This is a genomic window from Pseudomonas lundensis (assembly GCF_015377145.2).
GTDB classification, from domain to species: domain Bacteria; phylum Pseudomonadota; class Gammaproteobacteria; order Pseudomonadales; family Pseudomonadaceae; genus Aquipseudomonas; species Aquipseudomonas lundensis.
The window spans coordinates 1134601-1153093 of sequence record NZ_CP062158.2 but is presented as its reverse complement, the minus strand read 5'-3'; the positions used below and the strand labels follow the sequence as shown (position 1 = coordinate 1153093).

At 56.3% G+C, this 18493-nt stretch carries 19 protein-coding genes; 14 read left to right on the top strand and 5 right to left on the bottom strand.

Annotated elements, in window-relative coordinates; all coding sequences use genetic code 11:
* Window position 1: 1 nt before the first annotated feature.
* Both IF654_RS05690 and IF654_RS05685 read right to left on the bottom strand, forming a co-directional pair.
* On the bottom strand, window positions 2–1219 hold the full coding sequence (locus tag IF654_RS05690; protein WP_194862680.1) for an argininosuccinate synthase: 1218 nt from the start codon (window positions 1217–1219) through the stop codon (window positions 2–4).
* A gap of 128 nt (window positions 1220–1347) precedes the next feature.
* Window positions 1348–2253, bottom strand: coding sequence for a flagellar protein MotY (locus IF654_RS05685; RefSeq protein WP_169879328.1), 906 nt, complete (start codon window positions 2251–2253; stop codon window positions 1348–1350).
* Between the two features lie 155 nt (window positions 2254–2408).
* Here IF654_RS05685 and pyrC point away from each other — a divergent pair, with 155 nt between their 5' ends.
* A complete protein-coding gene (gene pyrC / locus IF654_RS05680; RefSeq protein WP_047274008.1) occupies window positions 2409–3455 on the top strand; it encodes a dihydroorotase in 1047 nt (348 codons plus the stop codon).
* The gene (rnt, locus tag IF654_RS05675; protein WP_047274006.1) at window positions 3452–4123 is read left to right on the top strand and encodes a ribonuclease T; all 672 of its coding nucleotides are present in this window, start codon (window positions 3452–3454) and stop codon (window positions 4121–4123) included. The genes pyrC and rnt overlap by 4 nt, the downstream gene beginning before the upstream one ends.
* Before the next feature lie 71 nt (window positions 4124–4194).
* Here the strand turns inward: rnt and IF654_RS05670 are convergent, their stop codons facing one another.
* Entirely contained in the window at window positions 4195–4797 is a 603-nt protein-coding gene (locus IF654_RS05670; RefSeq protein WP_047274004.1) for a peroxiredoxin, read from the bottom strand.
* Window positions 4798–5074: 277 nt separating this feature from the next.
* On the opposite strand from IF654_RS05670, the gene IF654_RS05665 reads away from it, so the two are divergent.
* Both IF654_RS05665 and bfr read left to right on the top strand, forming a co-directional pair.
* Window positions 5075–5293, top strand: coding sequence for a bacterioferritin-associated ferredoxin (locus IF654_RS05665; RefSeq protein WP_047274002.1), 219 nt, complete (start codon window positions 5075–5077; stop codon window positions 5291–5293).
* Window positions 5294–5492: 199 nt separating this feature from the next.
* On the top strand, window positions 5493–5963 hold the full coding sequence (bfr, locus tag IF654_RS05660; RefSeq protein ID WP_047274000.1) for a bacterioferritin: 471 nt from the start codon (window positions 5493–5495) through the stop codon (window positions 5961–5963).
* A gap of 94 nt (window positions 5964–6057) precedes the next feature.
* On the opposite strand, the gene grxD is transcribed toward bfr, so the two are convergent.
* Complete coding sequence (gene grxD / locus IF654_RS05655) at window positions 6058–6399, bottom strand: Grx4 family monothiol glutaredoxin (RefSeq protein ID WP_047273998.1); 342 nt, start codon at window positions 6397–6399, stop codon at window positions 6058–6060.
* Window positions 6400–6788: 389 nt separating this feature from the next.
* On the opposite strand from grxD, the gene argF reads away from it, so the two are divergent.
* The gene (gene argF / locus IF654_RS05650; RefSeq protein WP_047279237.1) at window positions 6789–7709 is read left to right on the top strand and encodes an ornithine carbamoyltransferase; all 921 of its coding nucleotides are present in this window, start codon (window positions 6789–6791) and stop codon (window positions 7707–7709) included.
* Window positions 7706–8815 carry an ABC transporter ATP-binding protein gene (locus IF654_RS05645; RefSeq protein WP_194862681.1) on the top strand — a complete coding sequence of 370 codons (1110 nt, stop codon included), beginning with the start codon at window positions 7706–7708 and terminating at the stop codon, window positions 8813–8815. Before argF ends, IF654_RS05645 begins: the two co-directional genes overlap by 4 nt.
* A 44-nt stretch (window positions 8816–8859) precedes the next feature.
* On the opposite strand, the gene ybaK is transcribed toward IF654_RS05645, so the two are convergent.
* A complete protein-coding gene (gene ybaK / locus IF654_RS05640; protein WP_047280081.1) occupies window positions 8860–9330 on the bottom strand; it encodes a Cys-tRNA(Pro) deacylase in 471 nt (156 codons plus the stop codon).
* A 393-nt stretch (window positions 9331–9723) separates the two neighbouring features.
* On the opposite strand from ybaK, the gene IF654_RS05635 reads away from it, so the two are divergent.
* From IF654_RS05635 to IF654_RS05600, 8 genes are all read left to right on the top strand, one after another.
* Window positions 9724–10575 (top strand): MIP/aquaporin family protein, encoded by an 852-nt coding sequence (locus IF654_RS05635; RefSeq protein WP_047273992.1) that lies wholly within the window; start codon window positions 9724–9726, stop codon window positions 10573–10575.
* Window positions 10576–10662: 87 nt separating this feature from the next.
* A complete protein-coding gene (glpK, locus tag IF654_RS05630; protein ID WP_047280080.1) occupies window positions 10663–12168 on the top strand; it encodes a glycerol kinase GlpK in 1506 nt (501 codons plus the stop codon).
* Between the two features lie 135 nt (window positions 12169–12303).
* Window positions 12304–13059 carry a DeoR family transcriptional regulator gene (locus IF654_RS05625; protein ID WP_047273988.1) on the top strand — a complete coding sequence of 252 codons (756 nt, stop codon included), beginning with the start codon at window positions 12304–12306 and terminating at the stop codon, window positions 13057–13059.
* A 231-nt stretch (window positions 13060–13290) separates the two neighbouring features.
* Window positions 13291–14829: a glycerol-3-phosphate dehydrogenase gene (gene glpD, locus IF654_RS05620; RefSeq protein ID WP_047279240.1), complete on the top strand. Its 1539-nt coding sequence runs from the start codon at window positions 13291–13293 to the stop codon at window positions 14827–14829.
* 308 nt (window positions 14830–15137) lie between these two features.
* Window positions 15138–16055 carry a glutamate/aspartate ABC transporter substrate-binding protein gene (locus tag IF654_RS05615; protein ID WP_047273986.1) on the top strand — a complete coding sequence of 306 codons (918 nt, stop codon included), beginning with the start codon at window positions 15138–15140 and terminating at the stop codon, window positions 16053–16055.
* Between the two features lie 195 nt (window positions 16056–16250).
* The gene (locus tag IF654_RS05610) at window positions 16251–16997 is read left to right on the top strand and encodes an amino acid ABC transporter permease (protein WP_047273983.1); all 747 of its coding nucleotides are present in this window, start codon (window positions 16251–16253) and stop codon (window positions 16995–16997) included.
* Entirely contained in the window at window positions 16997–17671 is a 675-nt protein-coding gene (locus IF654_RS05605; protein WP_047273982.1) for an amino acid ABC transporter permease, read from the top strand. The genes IF654_RS05610 and IF654_RS05605 overlap by 1 nt, the downstream gene beginning before the upstream one ends.
* Window positions 17668–18402 (top strand): amino acid ABC transporter ATP-binding protein, encoded by a 735-nt coding sequence (locus IF654_RS05600; protein WP_047273980.1) that lies wholly within the window; start codon window positions 17668–17670, stop codon window positions 18400–18402. The genes IF654_RS05605 and IF654_RS05600 overlap by 4 nt, the downstream gene beginning before the upstream one ends.
* Window positions 18403–18493 lie beyond the last annotated feature (91 nt).

Below are 18493 nucleotides of genomic sequence, written 5' to 3'. Positions count from 1 at the left end.
ATCAGAAAAAGCTACGACCCTTGTTCGCCGCAATGCGCATGCGCAGTGCGTTTAGCTTGATAAAACCAGCTGCATCGGCCTGATTGTAAGCACCACCATCTTCTTCAAAAGTTGCAATATTTGCATCAAACAACGATTGATCGGACTTGCGGCCGGTAACGATGACATTACCTTTGTAGAGTTTCAGACGAACAACACCATTCACGTGGGTTTGAGAGGCGTCAATCATCTGTTGCAACATAACGCGCTCCGGGCTCCACCAGTAGCCGGTGTAAATCAGGCTGGCGTATTTAGGCATCAACTCATCTTTCAAGTGCGCCACTTCGCGGTCCAGCGTAATCGACTCTATCGCCCGGTGAGCACGCAGCATGATGGTGCCGCCCGGGGTTTCGTAGCAACCACGGGACTTCATGCCAACGTAGCGGTTTTCAACAATATCCAGACGGCCAATGCCGTTTTCCCCACCAATGCGATTCAGAGTGGCCAAAACCGTCGCAGGCGTCATTTCAACGCCGTCCAACGCCACGATGTCGCCATTGCGATAGGTCAGTTCCAGATACGTCGGGGTGTTCGGCGCATCTTCCGGGGACTTGGTCCAGCGCCACATGTCTTCTTCGTGCTCGGTCCAGGTGTCTTCCAGCACACCGCCTTCGTACGAGATATGAAGCAGGTTGGCGTCCATGGAGTAAGGGGATTTTTTCTTACCATGACGTTCGATAGGGATTGCATGCTTTTCAGCGTAATCCATCAACTTTTCACGCGAGAGCAGATCCCATTCACGCCACGGCGCAATGACTTTTACGCCGGGTTTCAGTGCGTAGGCCCCAAGCTCGAAACGCACCTGGTCGTTACCTTTACCGGTAGCACCGTGGGAAATGGCATCAGCGCCCGTTTCGTTGGCGATTTCAATCAGGCGTTTGGCAATCAGCGGACGAGCGATGGAGGTACCCAGCAGGTACTCACCTTCGTAAACAGTATTGGCGCGGAACATCGGGAACACGAAGTCTCGAACAAACTCTTCGCGCAGGTCGTCAATATAGATTTCCTTGACGCCCATGGCTTGCGCCTTGGCACGTGCAGGTTCGACCTCTTCACCCTGACCCAGGTCAGCGGTAAAGGTTACGACTTCACAGTTATAAGTATCCTGCAGCCACTTCAGGATCACCGAAGTGTCCAGGCCGCCCGAATAAGCCAGAACGACCTTGTTTACGTCCGCCATGCCATCACTCCACGGGTTGTTCGAAAAGCCGAACAGTCTACCGCTCAAGTTGCAGAAATTACAGAGGCGCGACAGCTTAAGACGACAAAGCGACAGTTAGTTTCAATAGCGCGACGACGGTGACTGCTTTAAGAGACGCTTGCAGGGTTTGTGGTGCCTACAGGGGAAGTGGTTTTTTCCGGCGCGGGGACCCGTTCAAGCCGCACGCTGACACGGCGATTTTTTGCCCGATTCGCAGCGTTGGAATTGCGCACCAACGGGTACTGTTCTCCGTGAAACCGCAGGGTAATTTGCGACTCTTGAATCCCGTTTTCTTTGAAGAAATCCATCACGGCCAAGGCTCGGCGCCGGGACAAATCACGATTGGTCAGACGATTGCCGGAGTTGTCCGAGTGCCCATCCAGCGTGATGTGGTTTACCGAAGGATCTGCCTTCATGTATTCCACCATGACCTGCAAGTTTGCCCGCGCCTGATTGTCCAGATCGATCCCTCCCCCGGGAAAACCGATCTGGCTTTGACGTACCTGTTCAAAGTTTTTGGGTAACAGTTTGGTCGTACAGGCTTCGTAATCGCTGTACGCCTGACGAAACTTGACGGGGAGCAAACGAACCTCGGACGTTCCGCTGGTCGAGGAATAATGCCTGACCAAGGGAGTGCGCCCCTCCAGCAAACCGCGCACCAGGCTTGCGGCCTGTGCCTGGGAACTGTTGAACAATACCTGACCCCGACCAATCCGTACCGAGCCAAGGTTGATATCTCCGCGCCCCGGCTGCCAGGGAGCTGCGGCAGCCAGCAACGTGGCAGAACCCTCACCGAGCATGGCGTTGAAGGCATTCAGGCGAAAAATGGCCTGTTCACCCGCACGGCGCACGAAAACCCCGGAACCGAAGTCCGTGATGGGCTGAATCAGACGGCACTCGAATTTGTCACCTTCCACCTTCCACTCGATATTCTCCAGACGGGTCTGGAAAGTCAGGGCCATGGCAGGCAGGCTGGCAAACATACTGAGTAGGGCTAGATAACGCTGGCGCACGGGCGGCTCCACAGGCTTGTACTGCAAAAAAACAGCAAACAGATAGACGACATTCTCAAAAGATATCGGTTAAGCGCCGCAAAACTTGATAGCGAGTGCCTGACTGAGTGTTTTCCGGTAGGATTCGCCTCAGTTTGACCCGCCTGGAATCCCCAATGTCCGACCGCCTGACCCTTCTGCGTCCCGATGACTGGCACATACATCTTCGAGATGGTGCTGTGTTGCCTCACACTGTCGCGGATGTAGCGCGCACTTTTGGCCGCGCCATCATCATGCCCAACCTGGTGCCTCCGGTGCGTAACGCAGCCGAAGCTGATGCCTATCGCCAGCGCATTTTGGCCGCTCGCCCTGCGGGTAGCCGCTTCGAGCCGCTGATGGTGCTCTATCTGACCGATCGCACGCAGCCTGAAGACATTCGCACAGCCAAATCCAGTGGCTTCGTACACGCTGCAAAGTTATATCCTGCAGGCGCAACGACCAACTCCGACTCTGGCGTCACCAGTATTGACGCTATTTTCCCGGTGCTGGAAACCATGGCTGAAGTCGGTATGCCCTTGCTGATTCACGGCGAAGTGACACGCACCGATGTGGATGTATTTGATCGCGAGAAAATCTTCATCGACGAGCACATGCGCCGTGTTGTAGAGCGTTTTCCGACGCTCAAAGTGGTGTTCGAACACATCACCACTGCGGATGCCGTGCAGTTCGTCAACGAAGCGTCCAGTCAAGTCGCCGCAACGATTACTGCTCACCACCTGCTTTACAACCGCAACCATATGCTGGTGGGGGGGATACGCCCGCACTTCTATTGCTTGCCGATCCTGAAGCGCAATACTCATCAGCATGCCCTGCTCGATGCAGCAACCAGCGGTAGCGAGAAGTTCTTCCTGGGGACCGACTCCGCACCGCATGCCCAGCACGCCAAAGAAGCGGCCTGTGGCTGCGCCGGTTGCTACACCTCCTACGCAGCTATCGAGTTGTACGCCGAAGCCTTTGAACAGCGTAATGCGCTGGACAAGCTGGAGGCTTTTGCCAGCCTCAACGGACCTCGCTTCTACGGACTGGCACCCAGCACCGAACACATCACACTGGTTCGCCAGGAGTGGACTGCCCCAACCAGCCTGCCGTTCGGTGAGCTGACCGTAATCCCGCTGCGCGCCGGTGAAAAACTGCGCTGGCGCCTGCTGGAGGAACAGCTGTGAGTGACGACCATTTCGACGATGAACATGAAGGCGGGCATGGCGGCCCACGTCACCCCATGGCTGAGCGCTTTCGCGGTTACCTGCCAGTGGTAATCGATGTTGAAACCGGCGGTTTCAACAGCTCAACCGATGCATTGCTGGAAATCGCAGCGGTCACGATCGGCATGGACGAGAAAGGCTTCGTGTTCCCTGAACACACGTATTTCCACCGCGTGGAACCGTTCGAAGGCGCCAACATTGAACCGGCTGCGCTGGAGTTCACCGGTATCAAGCTGGATCACCCGTTGCGCATGGCTGTCAGCGAAGAAACAGCCCTGACTGACATCTTCCGCGGTGTGCGCAAAGCCTTGAAAGCCAATGGCTGTAAACGCGCCATCCTGGTTGGCCATAACAGCAGTTTTGATCTCGGCTTCCTGAACGCTGCCGTTGCTCGACTGGACATGAAACGCAACCCGTTCCATCCGTTCTCGAGCTTCGACACCGCCACACTGGCTGGCCTGGCGTACGGCCAGACTGTACTCGCCAAAGCCTGTCAGGCTGCTGACATCGACTTCGATGGGCGGGAAGCGCATTCGGCGCGTTATGACACAGAAAAAACAGCAGAGCTGTTCTGTGGCATCGTCAACAGCTGGAAGCAAATGGGCGGTTGGAAAGATTTCGACGACTGAGTCCGGGACTTTCTCTCCTGCATAAAAAAACCGGACATAACGTCCGGTTTTTTTATGCCCTCAACCGACGCTTACAGCTTGTCAGCATTTTCGGACAGGTAAGCCGCTACGCCCGCGGTGGAAGCCGTCATGCCTTTGTCGCCTTTTTTCCAGTTCGCAGGGCACACTTCGCCGTGCTCTTCGTGGAATTGCAGGGCGTCAACCAGACGCAGCAGCTCGTCCATGTTGCGGCCCAGAGGCAGGTCATTCACGATCTGCGAACGAACGATGCCCTTGTCATCGATCAGGAATGCGCCACGGAAAGCGACACCGCCTTCAGATTCAACATCGTAGGCTTTGCAGATTTCGTGCTTCATATCGGCTGCCATGGTGTATTGCACCTGACCGATACCGCCGTTGTTTACCGGCGTGTTGCGCCATGCGTTATGGGTGAAGTGAGAGTCGATGGAGACTGCCACCACTTCTACGTTACGGGCTTTGAACTCAGGAATGCGGTGGTCCAGAGCAATCAGCTCGGACGGGCAAACGAATGTGAAGTCCAGCGGGTAGAAGAACACCAGGCCGTATTTGCCTTTGATCGCGGTGGACAGCGTAAAGCTATCAACGATTTCGCCATTGCCCAGAACGGCGGCGACGGTGAAGTCAGGGGCTTGTTTGCCTACGAGTACGCTCATGGATATCTCCTGATGTGCAGCGTGGTAAACGGGAGCTGGCCAGTCATGGGTAATGACACGGTTAACAATCAGCTCGCGCATGAAAAAAGATCGGCCATCATACACCGCTCGTCGGGTCCGGCCTCCCCCCTTTTTTAAAGCCACCCGGGTTAGGCGTGGCACCGTTCGTCAGCATCAGGCATTAAACCTGCAATCGAGACCTAAGTTGCTTTGACAATCATTCTCGTTAACATTAAGATCCTTCGCATTGAATCCCAACCAGCGATGGTTCTTATTTATGTACGTTTGCCTCTGCACTGGCGTCACTGATGGAAAAATCCGAGACGCAATCTATGAAGGTTGCTGCAGCTACCGTGAAGTTCGCGAAGCGACCGGTGTTGCCAGTCAATGTGGCAAATGTGCGTGTCTGGCCAAGCAAGTGGTGCGCGAAACCCTGTCTTCCCTGCAAGCCAGCCAGGCAGCCATGAGTTACCCGGCAGAATTTTCAGTCGCCTGATGTAGCCATTTAAAGAGAACCGGACATGATGTCCGGTTTTTTTATGCCTTTAATTCAAGTGCTTAGGGCCTAGACGCGGAATACAAACATTCTTATTCCGATTAATTTTCATTTATTATTCAAATACTTAGGTTTGACAGGTGTAAGTGTGCAGATCAAACTCTTGCGCATATACAGTTCATTAAGGCAGGCCCTCGCGATGAAAGGCGACATTTCAGTCATTCAGCACCTCAACAAAATTCTCGGCAACGAGTTGGTCGCAATCAATCAGTACTTCTTGCATGCGCGCATGTATCAAGATTGGGGCCTGGAAAAGTTGGGTGCTCACGAATACCACGAGTCCATCGATGAGATGAAACACGCGGATAAGCTGATCAAACGCATTCTCTTCCTGGAAGGCCTGCCTAACGTGCAGGACCTGGGCAAGCTGCACATCGGCGAGCACACCAAGGAGATGCTTGAGTGCGACCTGCGCATTGAGCGCACCGGCCATGCCGATCTGAAAGCAGCCATCGCACACTGCGAAGTTGTGGGCGACTTTGGTAGCCGAGAACTTCTAGAAGACATTCTGGAGTCTGAAGAAGAACATATTGACTGGCTGGAAACTCAGCTTGGCCTGATAGATAAAGTGGGTCTTGAGAACTATCTGCAATCGCAGATGGGTGAATAAACCAAACCTCAGCCAATAAAAAACCCCGCCCTGTCTAAACAGTGGCGGGGTTTTTAATGCGCGCTAATTTATTCAAACTCGCGCGCAAAGACCCTTAGGCTTCGGTCTTGGCGGCTGCGGCTTTAGCGGCGGCATCCTTGATCAGGGTTTGCAGCTCACCATTGGCAAACATCTCCGCCATGATGTCGCTGCCGCCCACCAGCTCGCCACCTACCCACAGTTGCGGGAAGGTCGGCCAGTTAGCGTACTTGGGCAAATTGGCACGAATCTCTGGGTTCTGCAGGATGTCCACGTAAGCGAACTTTTCACCACAGCCCATTACGGCCTGAGCAGCTTTGGCCGAAAAGCCGCACTGCGGGGCATTCGGTGAGCCTTTCATGTAGAGCAGAATGGTGTTGTTGGCAATCTGTTCTTTGATCGTTTCGATGATATCCATGGAGCACCTCGGCTGAACTTTCCGACTCAGTTGTCGGCACGGTGGCGCATTGTAACGGAAACCCAGGCACCACGCTCGGTCTCCCCCACCGACGATAGTCTGCATCTGCTGCCCATCAATTGCCAACCCATGGCAGGGCAGTGTACAAATGGGTCGCTGAGGGCAGGTAATCCACCCATTAGTGCTTAAAGTGCACGCGCTCATGCCGCGTACACAGCGCCTGAAACCTCCCAAACAACACCCTTATTGGCAAGACGCGACATTTCCTTATAAGATCGCGCCTTCCCCTATTTCGTCGCCACGTGCGGCTAGCGCCGCAGGTCTCGCCCGTTTTTCTGAAAAACCTGGCTTTGAGCATCTGCAGTCGTTGCAAAAGAAGGTAGTTAATGATGAGCGCAAGGCACTTTCTCTCCCTGATGGATTGCACGCCCGAAGAGCTTAGCAGCGTGATTCGTCGAGGCATCGAGCTCAAGGACCTGCGCAATCGCGGCGTGCTTTTCGAACCGCTGAAAAACCGTGTACTGGGCATGATTTTCGAAAAATCGTCCACCCGCACCCGTTTGTCCTTTGAAGCGGGCATGATCCAGCTCGGCGGCCAGGCGATCTTCCTGTCGCCGCGTGACACCCAACTGGGGCGTGGCGAACCCATCGGCGACTGCGCAATCGTCATGTCACGCATGCTGGATGCCGTGATGATCCGTACCTTCGCCCACAGCACCCTGACCGAATTCGCAGCCAATTCTCGCGTCCCAGTGATCAATGGTCTGTCAGACGATCTGCACCCGTGCCAATTGCTGGCCGACATGCAAACGTTTCTGGAACACCGCGGCTCGATCAAAGGCAAGACCGTGGCTTGGATCGGGGACGGCAACAACATGTGCAACAGCTATATAGAAGCAGCCATCCAGTTCGACTTCCAGCTGCGCATCGCCTGCCCTGAAGGCTATGAACCGAACCCCGAGTTCGTGGCCCAGGCAGGCGAACGCGTCACCATCGTACGCGCCCCGCAAGACGCAGTAACCGGCGCCCACCTGGTCAGTACCGACGTCTGGACCTCCATGGGTCAGGAAGAAGAAACCGCCAAGCGTCTGAAGCAGTTCGCGCCTTATCAGGTCAACAAGGCACTGCTGGATCTGGCGGCCGACGATGTGCTGTTCATGCACTGCTTACCCGCGCACCGCGGGGAAGAAATCAGCGAAGACCTGCTGGACGATCCCCGCTCCGTTGCGTGGGACCAGGCTGAAAACCGTTTGCACGCGCAAAAAGCGCTGCTCGAATTCCTTGTACAACCGGCGTACCACCACGCATGAGTCAACCTCTTCTGCTGAACCTTCGTGATCTGGCCTGTGGCTATCAGGGCCAGAGCGTAGTGCAAAACCTCAACCTGCACCTCAACGCCGGCGACATCGGTTGCCTGCTGGGCTCTTCAGGCTGCGGCAAGACCACCACCCTGCGTGCAATCGCAGGCTTTGAACCTGTGCATCAAGGTGAAATCCAGCTGGGCGGCGAAATCATCTCCAGCGCAGGCTTCACCCTCGCGCCGGAGAAACGTCGCATAGGCATGGTGTTTCAGGACTACGCACTTTTCCCTCATCTGAGCGTGGCCGACAACATTGCATTTGGTATTCGCAAACTGCCGAACAAAGACCGTATCACTGAAGAACTGCTCGAACTGGTCAACCTGAAAAACCTCGGCAAGCGTTTCCCCCATGAGCTTTCGGGTGGCCAGCAGCAACGTGTGGCGCTAGCGCGCGCCTTGGCGCCTGAGCCACAGTTGCTTCTGCTGGACGAGCCGTTCTCCAATCTGGATGGCGAGTTACGTCGCAAGCTGAGCCACGAAGTGCGGGATATTTTGAAAGCCCGCGGCACCAGCGCGATTCTGGTGACACACGATCAGGAAGAAGCCTTCGCTGTTAGTGACCACGTTGGCGTGTTCAAAGAGGGCCGGTTGGAACAGTGGGATACGCCTTACAACCTCTACCACGAACCGCTGACCCCTTACGTGGCGAGCTTCATTGGTCAGGGTTACTTTATTCGCGGCCAGTTACTGAGCCCGGAGTCGGTGCAAACAGAGCTTGGCGTCCTGCAGGGCAACCGCGCCTACACATGGCCAACGGGCGGCGCCGTCGACGTGCTGCTGCGCCCCGACGATATCGTCCATGCGCCGGACAGCGACCTGAAAGCCAGAATCATCGGCAAGACCTTCCTCGGCGCATCGACGTTGTATCGCTTGCAACTACCGACCGGCAGTCAGCTGGAATCCATCTTCCCAAGCCACGTCGATCATCTTCCAGGCGCAGAAGTTGGCATCCGTGTGGCGGCTGAGCACCTGGTGATGTTTCAAACCAGCGGCAGCACCGCTGCGCAAATCCCCCACACCGACTCAGGTGTAAGACGTTTGAGCAGCGCTCACTGAACTAGGTGAAACACAAGCGACGTAAAGCCTACGTCGCCTGTGCTTCAAGCCCGCCCAATATCCGCAAAGGTCGCCCGCGTCTGCTCTGCCAGCACTGAGGGCGCCAATTCGACCTCCAGCCCGCGTCGCCCGGCGCTCACATAAATCGTCTCAAACCCCTCAGCGCTGCTGTCTATAAAGGTACGCAAGCGCTTCTTCTGCCCCAGCGGGCTGATCCCGCCCAACAAATAGCCGGTCGAGCGTTGCGCCGCTGCCGGGTCTGCCATTTCGGCTTTTTTCACTCCGGCGGCATGTGCCAGCGCTTTTAGGTCAAGACTTCCGACGACCGGTACGACAGCCACCAATAATTCACCCTTTTCACTGCTGGCCAACAACGTCTTGAACACCTGAGCGGGCGCCAGGCCAAGCTTTTCCGCCGCCTCATGGCCGTACGACGCCGCTTTGGGGTCATGTTCATAGCTGTGTATCCGATGTTCGGCGCGAACTTTTTTCAGCAGGTCCAGTGCAGGGGTCATGAGCATTCCTGTCGTTCGGTGATGGCACACTTGAGTGGGTGGATTCTAGGGCAATTCGGGCCTCAAGACGCGCTGGAACGGGCGTTCCATATGACTTTCATATGAACTGGGCGCTGAATCGTTACATCCATCCCTACCAATTTGTAGTCTTTGCTTACAGAAAAACCAATACCAAAACATCCGGCAAAAGTCAGAATGTGAATGGTCGTTCACTTTCGACCTTTGACAGCAGTGTTTCTTGTCTATATTTTTTCGATTCTGAATATATCTGCCAAAATTATGTTCCTATTTACCCGCACACGAAAAACCGGGATAAGCCATGCCCGGTATGTGTGCAGCTCCACTGCCACCTGACTGACGACGTCAAAAAACAACAAAAACGAGGTTTTACACATGACGACTGCATCGCAGCACCCCACGCTTTCAGGCCAGTGTATGGCCGAGTTTCTCGGTACCGCACTTCTCATTTTCTTTGGCACCGGTTGTGTCGCGGCGCTCAAGGTCGCGGGCGCAAGCTTCGGCTTGTGGGAGATCAGCATCATCTGGGGCATTGGCGTGAGCATGGCGATTTACCTCACGGCGGGCGTGTCAGGTGCTCACCTGAACCCGGCCGTCAGTATTGCGCTGTGCCTGTTCACCGACTTTGAAAAACGCAAACTGCCGTTCTATATCCTCGCGCAGGTCGCGGGGGCGTTTTGCGCCGCTGCACTGGTGTACACGCTGTACAGCAACCTGTTCTTCGATTACGAACAAGCCCATCAAATGGTGCGCGGCAGTAAAGAGAGCCTGGAACTGGCGTCTGTTTTCTCGACATACCCGCATCCATCCTTGTCGACGCTGCAAGCCTTTCTCGTGGAAGTGGTGATTACCGCCATCCTCATGGGCGTCATCATGGCCCTGACAGACGACAAAAATGGTCTGCCACGCGGGGCAATGGCGCCTTTACTGATCGGCCTGCTGATTGCCGTCATTGGCAGTTCGATGGGCCCGTTGACCGGTTTTGCAATGAACCCTGCACGTGATTTCGGGCCTAAGCTGATGACTTTCTTTGCGGGCTGGGGTGAAGTTTCGTTCACCGGCGCGCGCGATATTCCTTATTTCCTGGTTCCAATCTTTGCACCCATCGTGGGTGCTTGCCTCGGCGCAGCCATTTACCGCGGGATGATTGCCCGCCACCTGCCTGCCGTCGAACCTGTGGCAACGGATGCCCAAGCAAGCGCTGAAGTGAAAACCCAAGCGTCCTGATATCGACTTATGAAACGGGGCGCACGAGACTCTGCCCGTTATCTTCTCGCGCCCTGAACCCATTACTTCATTCTGCAAGGCAATCCCATGACCGACATTCAGAATAAGAACTACATCATTGCGTTGGACCAAGGCACCACCAGTTCGCGAGCGATCATCTTTGACCGTGACGCAAACGTGGTCTGTACCGCCCAACGCGAGTTCCAGCAGCATTACCCGCAAGCAGGCTGGGTCGAGCACGACCCGATGGAGATCTTCGCGACCCAAAGCGCGGTGATGGTAGAAGCCCTGGCGCAGGCCGGCTTGCATCACGATCAAGTCGCCGCCATCGGTATCACCAACCAGCGTGAAACAACCGTGGTGTGGGACAAGGTCAGCGGCCGTCCGATCTATAACGCCATCGTCTGGCAGTGCCGACGCAGCACTGAAATCTGCGAACAGCTCAAGCGCGACGGCCACGAACACTACATCAGCGAAACCACGGGCCTGGTGACTGACCCGTACTTCTCCGGCACCAAGCTGAAGTGGATCCTCGACAACGTTGAAGGCAGCCGCGAACGCGCCCGCAAAGGCGAACTGCTGTTCGGCACTGTCGACAGCTGGCTGATCTGGAAATTTACCGGCGGCAAAACCCACGTCACCGACTACACCAACGCCTCGCGCACCATGCTCTTCAACATCCACACGCTGGAGTGGGACGCGAAGATGCTGGACATCCTGGACATCCCGCGTGAAATGCTGCCGGAGGTGAAATCGTCCTCCGAGATCTATGGCCGCACCAAAAGTGGCATCGCCATTGGCGGCATCGCGGGCGACCAACAAGCCGCGCTGTTTGGCCAAATGTGCGTTGAGCCGGGCCAGGCCAAAAACACCTACGGCACCGGTTGCTTCCTGCTGATGAACACCGGCACCAACGCGGTCAAGTCCACCCACGGCATGCTGACCACCATCGCCTGCGGCCCCCGTGGCGAAGTGGCGTATGCGCTGGAAGGCGCCGTATTCAACGGTGGTTCAACCGTGCAGTGGTTGCGCGACGAATTGAAGATCATCAACGACGCCCACGACACCGAGTACTTCGCCAGCAAGGTCAAAGACAGCAATGGCGTGTACCTGGTACCCGCCTTTACCGGTCTTGGCGCACCGTATTGGGACCCGTATGCACGGGGCGCCCTGTTCGGCCTGACCCGTGGCGTACGCGTTGATCACATCATTCGTGCAGCACTTGAGTCCATTGCCTACCAAACCCGCGATGTGCTGGACGCGATGCAGCAGGACTCCGGCGAACGCCTCAAAGCCCTGCGCGTGGACGGTGGTGCTGTGGCCAACAACTTCCTGATGCAATTTCAGGCTGACATTCTGGGGACCATGGTCGAACGTCCACAAATGCGCGAAACCACTGCGCTGGGTGCGGCCTATCTGGCGGGTCTTGCGTGCGGATTCTGGAGCAGCCTGGACGAGTTGCGCGGCAAGGCCGTGATTGAACGCGAGTTCGAACCCACCCTTGAAGAAGCCAGCAAAGAGAAACTCTACGCTGGCTGGAAAAAGGCCGTGAGCCGTACCCGCGACTGGGAACCCCACGAAGAAAACAACTAAGTCCCACGCTAAATACAGCAGTTGGCGCTTCACGCGCTGGCTGCTGCATGCTGGCTTGCTCTCACCTGCGAGTAGCAGACGGCGCTTTCCTGCGGCATCATGGTCGAATTTGCTTCGCCGCCCAAAGGAAACTCCATGAATCTGCCTCCACGCCAGCAGCAGATCCTCGAACTCGTTCGCGAGCGCGGCTATGTCAGCATCGAGGAAATGGCGCAGTTATTCGTTGTCACGCCCCAGACCATTCGTCGCGATATCAACCAGTTGGCAGAAGCCGATTTGTTGCGCCGCTATCACGGTGGTGCGGCGTATGACTCCAGCGTAGAAAACACCGCCTACGCCATGCGCGCCGATCAGATGCGCGATGAAAAACGCCGCATTGGCGAAGCCATTGCCGCCCAGATACCTGACCACGCCTCTATTTTTATCAATATCGGGACGACCACCGAGTCCATTGCCCGGGCACTGCTCAATCACAACCACCTGAAAATCATCACCAACAACTTGCACGTTGCCTCGATCCTGAGCGCAAAGGACGACTTCGAAGTACTGATTGCAGGGGGCAACGTGCGCCGTGATGGCGGCATCGTCGGCCAGGCCAGCGTCGACTTCATTAATCAATTCAAGTTTGACTACGCCTTGGTGGGCATCAGCGGTATTGATTCTGACGGCAGTTTGTTGGATTTCGACTATCAAGAAGTGCGCGTATCCCAAGCCATTATTGCCAATGCCCGACAGACCATTCTGGCGGCGGACTCCAGCAAATTTGGTCGCAATGCCATGGTGCGCTTGGGGCCCATCACCCTGATTGATTGCCTGGTCACCGACCAACCGCCTGTCCCGGAGCTGGCGCAGTTGTTGGCACAGAACAAAATCCGCCTCGAAGTGGTTTAACCCCTCCTGCGCAGGATCGGGGCTCGCGCTGGCCGAGCCCCTCGGGCGCTTCGCGAGTCAGTCCTGACCTGCCCACCCATCGTAAATGTTCGAAATTCTTCCTTTATCCGGTCTTCGATGAGTTTTTTCAATCGAAGCAGGCTGGCTGTGCGCGTGTTTATCCGCTACCATTTTCGAAAATGAACATTAATGTTCGAATTCAAATATGCGTATTCAACGCGAGGCTCCTTCATGTCGCACACCACCTTGCCTGCCACGCCTCTTGCCGAGGTTTACGACGTTGCCGTGATTGGCGGCGGAATTAACGGTGTCGGCATCGCCGCAGACGCTGCTGGCCGCGGCCTGTCAGTGTTTCTCTGCGAAAAGGATGACCTCGCCAGCCACACATCCTCAGCCAGCAGCAAGCTGATCCACGGCGGCCTGCGCTATCTGGAACATTACGAGTTTCGTCTGGTGCGTGAAGCCTTGGCCGAGCGTGAAGTGCTGTTGGCCAAAGCCCCGCACATCGTCAAACCGATGCGCTTTGTATTGCCACACCGCCCGCACCTGCGTCCGGGCTGGATGATCCGTGCAGGCCTGTTCCTGTATGACCATTTGGGCAAACGTGAAAAATTGGCCGGCTCAACCAGCCTCAAATTTGGCGCCGACAGCCCGCTAAAAGCGGAAATCACCAAAGGTTTCGAATACTCGGACTGCTGGGTTGATGACGCACGCCTTGTCGTACTCAATGCCATGGCTGCGCGTGAAAAAGGCGCTCATGTCCACACCCAGACCCGTTGCGTCGGTGCACGTCGTAGCAAAGGCCTGTGGGAACTGAACCTGGAACGCGCTGACGGCAGCCTGTTCTCAATTCGCAGCAAAGCACTGGTCAATGCCGCCGGCCCGTGGGTGGCCAAGTTCATCAAGGACGACCTGAAACTGGACTCGCCTTACGGCATCCGCCTGATCCAGGGCAGTCACTTGATCGTGCCGAAGCTGTATGACGCGCCGAACGCGTTCATTCTGCAGAACGAAGACCAGCGCATCGTGTTCACCATTCCGTACATGGATCAGTTCACCATCATCGGCACCACTGATCGCGAATACACAGGCGACCCGGCCAAGGTCAGCATCACTGAGCAAGAAACGGATTACCTGCTGAATGTGGTCAACGCTCACTTCAAAAAGCAGTTGAGCCGCGACGATATCCTGCGCACTTACTCCGGGGTGCGTCCGCTGTGCAATGACGAGTCCGACAATCCGTCCGCCGTAACCCGTGACTACACGCTGGCTTTGTCTGGCGCGCCGGGCGAAGCACCTTTGTTGTCGGTGTTTGGCGGCAAGCTGACCACCTACCGCAAACTGGCAGAGTCGGCGATGGCTCAACTGACTCCGTTCTTCACCCAGATCAAACCCAGCTGGACGGCAGCCGCTACCTTGCCCGGTGGCGAAGACATGACCACCCCGGCGGCACTGAGCGCAGCCTTGGTCAGTAAACACAGCTGGCTGGATGCCGCTATCGCCAAGCGCTGGGCCATTACGTATGGCAACCGCGCCTGGACGCTGCTGGAAGGCGCGCAAGGCCTGGAAGATATGGGTGAGCACATTGGCAGCGGCTTATACAGCCGCGAAGTTGACTACCTGTGCAGTCAGGAATGGGCCCTGGACGCTCAGGACATCCTGTGGCGCCGCACCAAGCTGGGGTTGTTCACCACCGCCGAAGAACAGCAACACCTGGCCCACTACATGGCCAGCCTGAACCTCAAACACCGCAAGGTAGAAGCCGCTTAACTCTCCCTTTAACGCCCACCTCGATGTGGGCGTTTTTTTATCGCGGCTCCCCCGAATCATTCGGATTTCCGAACGCGGTCCTTCATGCAAGTTCGGCTTTCCGGGCAACCGCATGTTCACGCCTGCCTGCAACAAACCTATAACCCCATATAAATCAAAGTGTTAGCTTTATTAACAGGATCTGGCACGACTCATGCTCTACACTCTGGGCCGACTGCTTAAACAGCCTTAGCCTGTTGAGTTGTTCGAAGTACATAAAGGGTCCAGTGAACTGGCTCAATAAAAAAAACAATGTCGAGGAACCACCGATGCGCATCGTCCCGCAACTTTTGGCCGCAGCCATTACTGCAGCCCTGATTAGCACTCCAGTTTTTGCTGCCGAATTGACCGGCACACTGAAGAAAATCAAAGAATCCGGCACCATCACCCTTGGGCATCGTGACTCCTCCATCCCGTTCTCCTACATCGCGGACGCTTCCGGTAAACCGGTGGGTTACTCCCACGATGTGCAACTGGCAATTGTCGAAGGCCTGAAAAAGCAGCTCGACATGCCGGACCTCAAGGTCAAGTACAACCTGGTCACCTCCCAGACCCGCATCCCGCTCGTACAGAACGGCACCGTCGACGTTGAATGTGGCTCTACCACCAACAACGCCGAACGCGCCCAGCAAGTCGACTTCTCGGTCGGCATCTTCGAAATCGGTACCCGTCTGCTGTCCAAAAAAGACTCGCCATACAAAGATTTCGCTGACCTGAAAGGCAAAAACGTCGTGACCACCGCCGGGACCACTTCCGAGCGCATTCTCAAGGCCATGAACGCCGACAAGCAGATGGGCATGAACGTGATCTCGGCAAAAGACCACGGTGAAGCGTTCAACATGCTCGAATCGGGCCGCGCCGTCGCATTCATGATGGACGACGCCCTGCTCGCCGGTGAAATGGCCAAGGCCAAGAAGCCCACTGACTGGGCTGTAACCGGTACGCCTCAATCGTACGAAATCTACGGTTGCATGATGCGCAAAGGCGATCCTGACTTCAAAAAGGCCGTGGATGACGCCATCGTTGCGACCTACAAGTCTGGCGAAATCAACAAGATCTACGACAAGTGGTTCCAGCAGCCAATCCCGCCTAAGGGGCTGAACCTGCAGTTCCCGATGAGCGACGAGCTAAAAGCGCTGATCGCAAACCCTACCGATAAGCCTGCTGACGACAAGCCAAAAGCCTGATGCCGGTTACTACCGGGCGTGAATAATCGCGCCCGGTAGCCTTGATCACCCGCTGTACTCGCTACTGACTGCATTAGAGAGCACTCGACCCGCCGGTTGTCGAGCGGGGAGCGTGTGCCTGACGATCGTGTCAGGTGAGAACGGATTCCCTGAAGCAAGTGCTTGTGACTAGAACCATCTGAGGGGAGACCCTGCATGAATTACAACTGGGACTGGACCGTGTTTTTCAAGTCCACCGGCGTAGGCAGCGAGACGTATCTCGACTGGTTTATTTCGGGCTTGGGCTGGACCATCGCGATCGCTGTCGTCGCCTGGATCGTTGCCTTGATGCTGGGTTCGCTGCTGGGCGTGATGCGCACCCTGCCGAACCGCTTCATCGCCGGCATCGCCACCCTTTACGTTGAAATCTTCCGTAACGTACCGCTGCTGGTGCAGTTGTTCATCTGGTACTTCCTGGTGCCCGATCTGCTGCCGCCGGACTTGCAGGAGTGGTACAAGCAAGACCTCAACCCGACCACCTCGGCTTATCTGAGCGTCGTGGTGTGCCTGGGCCTGTTCACCGCCGCCCGGGTGTGCGAACAAGTGCGTACCGGTATCGAAGCGCTGCCCCGCGGTCAGGAGTCAGCCGCTCGCGCCATGGGTTTCAGCATGACGCAGATTTACTGGCACGTGCTGCTGCCTCAGGCGTACCGGATCATCATTCCGCCACTCACTTCCGAATTCCTCAACGTGTTCAAGAACTCGTCGGTGGCCTCGTTGATCGGTTTGATGGAACTGCTGGCGCAAACCAAACAGACAGCCGAATTCTCAGCCAACCTGTTTGAAGCCTTCACCTTGGCCACGTTGATTTACTTCACCTTGAACATGAGCCTGATGTTGCTCATGCGCCTGATCGAGAAGAAAGTCGCCGTACCCGGCCTCATGTCTCTGGGGGGCAAATAATGGACTTCTTTGATTTCAGCGGGATCGTCCCTGCCCTGCCGGGCCTGTGGAACGGCATGATCATGACCCTCAAGCTGATGGTGATGGGCGTGATCGGCGGCGTAGCGCTGGGGACCGTTTTGGCCCTCATGCGCCTGTCTTCAAGCAAGTGGCTGTCCAATCTGGCGGGCGCCTACGTCAACTACTTCCGCTCGATTCCGTTGCTGCTGGTCATCACCTGGTTCTACCTGGCCGTTCCCTTCGTGCTGCGCTGGATCACGGGTGAAGACACCCCGATCGGCGCCTTCGAGTCGTGCCTGGTGGCATTCGTCATGTTCGAAGCGGCGTACTTCTGCGAGATCGTGCGAGCGGGCGTACAAGCCATTCCTAAAGGCCAGATGGGCGCCGCCAAAGCGCTGGGCATGAGTTACGGCCAGGCCATGCGCCTGATCATCCTGCCTCAGGCATTCCGCAAAATGACCCCGCTGCTGCTGCAACAAAGCATCATCCTGTTCCAGGACACCTCGCTGGTTTACACCGTAGGCCTTGTGGACTTCCTCAATGCCTCGCGCTCAAGCGGCGATATCATCGGCCGCTCCAATGAGTTCCTGATCTTCGCCGGTCTGGTGTATTTCATCATCAGCTTTTCCGCCTCGCTGCTGGTCAAGCGTCTGCAAAAAAGGTTTGCCGTATGATCTCGATCAAGAACATCAACAAGTGGTACGGGGACTTTCAGGTACTGACCGATTGCAGTACTGAAGTCAAAAAAGGTGAAGTGGTGGTGGTCTGCGGGCCATCGGGCTCCGGCAAGTCGACCCTGATCAAGTGCGTCAACGCCCTTGAACCGTTCCAGAAAGGCGACATCGTAGTGGACGGCATTTCGATAGCCGACCCTAAAACCAACCTGCCGAAATTGCGTTCGCGCGTGGGCATGGTGTTCCAGCATTTCGAACTGTTCCCGCACATGACCATCACCGAAAACCTGACCATTGCTCAGGTCAAGGTACTGGGGCGCAGCAAAGCCGAAGCCACCAAAAAAGGCCTTGAGTTGCTGGAACGCGTGGGCTTGTCGGCCCACGCCCACAAACACCCTGGCCAACTGTCGGGCGGCCAGCAACAGCGTGTGGCGATTGCCCGTGCGCTGGCGATGGACCCGATTGTCATGCTGTTTGACGAACCCACTTCAGCCCTCGACCCGGAAATGGTCAACGAAGTGCTCGACGTGATGGTGCAACTGGCCCACGAAGGCATGACCATGATGTGCGTCACCCATGAAATGGGCTTTGCCCGCAAAGTGGCCGACCGGGTCATCTTCATGGATCAGGGCAAAATCGTCGAAGACTGTCAGAAAGATGAGTTCTTTGGCGATGTGAGCGCCCGCTCGCAACGCGCTCAGGACTTCTTGGGCAAGATCCTGCAGCACTGATAACTCAACCACCCGTCAGGGTGTTCGCCACACGCCTGTAACCGGGCGCAGCCTGCGCCCGGTTACAGCATTGGCCACCTCTTTATTGCGC

What these genes read in the sequence shown, in the direction of transcription:
- IF654_RS05610 (WP_047273983.1), top strand. Translation starts at nt 16,251, where the DNA reads ATGAATTACAACTGGGACTGGACCGTGTTTTTCAAGTCCACCGGCGTA.
- IF654_RS05605 (WP_047273982.1), top strand. Translation starts at nt 16,997, where the DNA reads ATGGACTTCTTTGATTTCAGCGGGATCGTCCCTGCCCTGCCGGGCCTG.
- glpD (WP_047279240.1), top strand. Translation starts at nt 13,291, where the DNA reads ATGTCGCACACCACCTTGCCTGCCACGCCTCTTGCCGAGGTTTACGAC.
- bfr (WP_047274000.1), top strand. Translation starts at nt 5,493, where the DNA reads ATGAAAGGCGACATTTCAGTCATTCAGCACCTCAACAAAATTCTCGGC.
- IF654_RS05690 (WP_194862680.1), bottom strand. Translation starts at nt 1,219, where the DNA reads ATGGCGGACGTAAACAAGGTCGTTCTGGCTTATTCGGGCGGCCTGGAC.
- IF654_RS05670 (WP_047274004.1), bottom strand. Translation starts at nt 4,797, where the DNA reads ATGAGCGTACTCGTAGGCAAACAAGCCCCTGACTTCACCGTCGCCGCC.
- IF654_RS05635 (WP_047273992.1), top strand. Translation starts at nt 9,724, where the DNA reads ATGACGACTGCATCGCAGCACCCCACGCTTTCAGGCCAGTGTATGGCC.
- ybaK (WP_047280081.1), bottom strand. Translation starts at nt 9,330, where the DNA reads ATGACCCCTGCACTGGACCTGCTGAAAAAAGTTCGCGCCGAACATCGG.
- glpK (WP_047280080.1), top strand. Translation starts at nt 10,663, where the DNA reads ATGACCGACATTCAGAATAAGAACTACATCATTGCGTTGGACCAAGGC.
- IF654_RS05615 (WP_047273986.1), top strand. Translation starts at nt 15,138, where the DNA reads ATGCGCATCGTCCCGCAACTTTTGGCCGCAGCCATTACTGCAGCCCTG.
- IF654_RS05645 (WP_194862681.1), top strand. Translation starts at nt 7,706, where the DNA reads ATGAGTCAACCTCTTCTGCTGAACCTTCGTGATCTGGCCTGTGGCTAT.
- IF654_RS05665 (WP_047274002.1), top strand. Translation starts at nt 5,075, where the DNA reads ATGTACGTTTGCCTCTGCACTGGCGTCACTGATGGAAAAATCCGAGAC.
- IF654_RS05600 (WP_047273980.1), top strand. Translation starts at nt 17,668, where the DNA reads ATGATCTCGATCAAGAACATCAACAAGTGGTACGGGGACTTTCAGGTA.
- IF654_RS05625 (WP_047273988.1), top strand. Translation starts at nt 12,304, where the DNA reads ATGAATCTGCCTCCACGCCAGCAGCAGATCCTCGAACTCGTTCGCGAG.
- argF (WP_047279237.1), top strand. Translation starts at nt 6,789, where the DNA reads ATGAGCGCAAGGCACTTTCTCTCCCTGATGGATTGCACGCCCGAAGAG.
- grxD (WP_047273998.1), bottom strand. Translation starts at nt 6,399, where the DNA reads ATGGATATCATCGAAACGATCAAAGAACAGATTGCCAACAACACCATT.
- pyrC (WP_047274008.1), top strand. Translation starts at nt 2,409, where the DNA reads ATGTCCGACCGCCTGACCCTTCTGCGTCCCGATGACTGGCACATACAT.